2 protein-coding genes and 1 pseudogene are annotated in these 2,520 nt (G+C 68.8%); all 3 read right to left on the bottom strand.

The window, feature by feature from the left end; all coding sequences use genetic code 11:
• Window positions 1-537 (bottom strand): annotated as a pseudogene (locus DLJ59_RS08685) (carboxypeptidase); the annotation flags it as partial.
• 168 nt (window positions 538-705) lie between these two features.
• Window positions 706-1,359 (bottom strand): response regulator, encoded by a 654-nt coding sequence (locus DLJ59_RS08680; protein WP_124771991.1) that lies wholly within the window; start codon window positions 1,357-1,359, stop codon window positions 706-708.
• A complete protein-coding gene (locus tag DLJ59_RS08675) occupies window positions 1,356-2,309 on the bottom strand; it encodes a HAMP domain-containing sensor histidine kinase (RefSeq protein WP_124771990.1) in 954 nt (317 codons plus the stop codon). Before DLJ59_RS08675 ends, DLJ59_RS08680 begins: the two co-directional genes overlap by 4 nt.
• Between the last annotated feature and the right edge of the window lie 211 nt (window positions 2,310-2,520).

Raw genomic sequence — 2,520 nt, 5'->3', positions numbered from 1 at the left:
GTTCTGGACGGTGCGGCCGAGCTCGACGACGCGGACCCGGTCGCTGAGTGCGTCGATGGCGGCGGTGTAGGCGTACTCGTCGGTGTCGCTGGTGTACTGCGCGGCGTGGGCGGTTTCCCACTGGGTACGCAGTTGTTCGCCGGGGGTGCTGGGGTTGCCCCAGGGTGCGGTGGTGGTGGCGACGACCGGGTCGGAGTAGGGCTGTTCGGTGGTGCCGGCGCGGGCGCGTACCCGCCATTGGAAGGTGTCGCCGGGGTTGAAGCCGGCGTCGGCGAAGGTGGGTGCCTGTTGGTTGATCTGGCGGTTGGGGCGCCAGATGCCGACGATGGTGGGTGCGCCGGTGGGGGTGCCGGTGGCGTCGACGGCGGTGCGTTCGATCTGGTAGTCGGTTGCCCCGTCGATGGGTTGCCAGGCGAGGGTGGCGTATCCGTCGGCCTGGCGGACGGTGAGGTTGGCGACCTGGTTGGGTGCTGCCGCGCTCTGGGCGTTGGCGGGGGTGGGTGCGGTGGTGAGGGTGAGGGCTAGGAGTGTGGACATGGCGATCGCTAGGGGTCGCTGGTGTCGCATGTGGCCTCCGACTAGTTGATCGTGGCGCGATTTGATCAGCATGGTCGTCGGAGATCGTCGATGCAATGATCTTGAGGGAATCTTGCGGCTGGGCGGGCCTCTCCCCCGGCTGCCGCTCCTGGTCGGTGACGGTGGTGGTCAGGGTTCGATGAGGCCCGCGCGGATGGCGTATCGGGTGAGATCGAGGCGGTCTCGTAGGCCCAGTTTCTGCAGCAGGTTGCTGCGGTGCCGCTCGACGGTCTTGATGCTGATGAACAGCAGTTCGGCGATCTCCTTCGAGGAGTGCCCTTCGGCGACGAGTTTGAGGATCTCCTCTTCGCGGCCGGTGATGGCTCGTTCGGGTACCGGTTCGCCGTTGCGGACGCGATCGAGGTAGTTGCGGATCAGGGCGGTGACGGCGCCGGGGTAGAGGAACGGTTCGTCGCGCATGGCGGCCCGGCATGCCTCGACGAGGTCGCGGTCGGCGACGGATTTGAGGACGTATCCGTTGGCGCCGGCTCGCAGGCCTTCGAAGAAGAACTGTTCGTTGTCGTACATGGTCAGGATCAGTACCCGCAGGCCCGGTTGCTGTTTGACGAGTTCGCGGGTGGCTTGCAGGCCGGTGAGCCGGGGCATCGCGATGTCGAGGATGGCCAGGTCCGGGTGGTGTTGGCGGGCTTGTTCGAGGGCTTCGGCGCCGTCGCTGGCCTCGGCGACGACGGTGAGGTCGGGTTCGCCGTCGAGGATGAGGCGGACGCCGTGGCGTACCAGTGCGTGGTCGTCGGCGAGCAGGATGCGGATGGGTGCGCTCATGCCCGGCCTGCCGGGTCGGGTACGTCGAGGGTGACCTCGGTGCCGCCGTTGGGGCCGGGGCCGATGGTGAGGTGGGCGCTGACGAGCAGGGCCCGTTCGCGCATGCCGCGGATGCCGGCGCCTTCCGGTTGGTTGTCGATGCCGCGCCCGTCGTCGCGGATCCGTAGCCGTACGCCGTCGCGGTGCGGGATGAGCGTGATGTCGACGCGGCTGGCGGAGGCGTGCCGGGCGACGTTGGTGAGGCCTTCCTGGGCCACGCGGTAGAGCACCAATTCGACTTCCTCGGTGAGTGCGGGCAGATCGGGGGCGAAGTCACGGCGGATCTGCAGACCGCTGTGGTGGGAGATCTCCGCGAACAGTGAGCGCAGGGCGGCGACGAGTCCGAGTTCTTCCAGGACGCCGGGTCGCAGGCGGCGGGCGATGCGGCGGATCTCGTCGAGGCTGTCGCGGGTGGTTTCCTGCGCCTGGTGCAGTTCGGGGCGTAGGTCGGGCGGGGCCTGGTCGGCGACGCGGCTGATCTGCAGGAGGACGGCGGTCAGCGTCTGGCCGATCTCGTCGTGGAGTTCCTGGGCGATGCGGCGTCTCTCGTTCTCCTGTGCGGACAACGCGCGGGCGTTGCTGGCGGCCCGGTCGGCTTCGAGTCGGTCGAGCATGGCGTTGAACGTGCTGATCAGGGCGGCGATGCCGGCGTGCCCGGTGACCGCGGGGCGGGGGCCGGGGCGGAGCAGGTCGATGGTGGTCATCGCCCGGGTGAGGCGTTGCAGCGGTGCCAGGCCGACGCGCAGCAGCAGCGCGTTGGCGACGAGCATGACGACCAGCCCGGCGCTGAGGATGAGCGCCTCGGTGAGGACGAACGGTGTCGAGACCGTCACGGGGCCCAGCAGGACCAGGACGGTCGCCGCGGTGAGGACCGCGGCGTTGATCAGGAAGATCCGCCAGAACAGCGACACGGTGCCGGACCTCCCGTTGTTGTCTGAGCCCCTTCCATCGTCCCGGGCGCGGCTGACATCGGGGGTGTCAACGCTCGGGTGCCTCAGGATCTCGTGGGCGTCGTGTGGGTGTCCATGGGGGCTGGCTCCCATGTTGTCGCGTGTTGGTCGCCGTGGAATGAGTGCTGACCCCGATGTCAACAGCGCCTCCGGTTGGCAACGGTTGAGGGAC

Source organism: Micromonospora inaquosa, assembly GCF_003857055.1.
Taxonomy (GTDB): domain Bacteria; phylum Actinomycetota; class Actinomycetes; order Mycobacteriales; family Micromonosporaceae; genus Micromonospora; species Micromonospora inaquosa.
Note: the sequence above shows the minus strand (reverse complement) of the source record. Positions and strands in the feature narration are given on the sequence as shown.

Coding starts and splice junctions, on each gene's coding strand:
- DLJ59_RS08680 (WP_124771991.1), bottom strand. CDS start 1,359: ATGAGCGCACCCATCCGCATCCTGCTCGCCGACGACCACGCACTGGTA.